Annotated in this window: 1 pseudogene; it reads right to left on the bottom strand. The window is 68.4% G+C overall.

Annotated features, from left to right (window positions below):
- Window positions 1-291, bottom strand: a pseudogene (locus EXE42_RS19075) (hypothetical protein); the annotation flags it as partial.

The following is a 291-nucleotide window of genomic DNA, read 5'->3' as shown; positions in this document are numbered from 1 at the left end:
CCTCGACGCTGTATATCCCCTCGACGACGTACGGGCGCGAGGAGTCGGTGAGGGGGGAGGTCCCGTCGCGCTCGTCGACGACGAGGTGGTACGTCCCCCGCGCCTCGGTGCCGTTCTCGTAGCGAACGTCGTACGAGTCGTACGGCTCGCTCCCGTTCTGAACGCCCTCCGCCCAGACGAGTGCGGGGAACCGCTGGCCGTCCACCGTGCCGGCGGTCAGGTCGATCGTGACGTTCCCGCCCTCGTGAGAGAACGTCTTCGGGGGAGGGTCGCTTGTCGCGTTCCGTACTC

It is taken from the genome of Halorubrum sp. SP3 (assembly GCF_005435195.1).
GTDB classification, from domain to species: Archaea; Halobacteriota; Halobacteria; order Halobacteriales; family Haloferacaceae; genus Halorubrum; species Halorubrum sodomense.
Note: the sequence above shows the minus strand (reverse complement) of the source record. Positions and strands in the feature narration are given on the sequence as shown.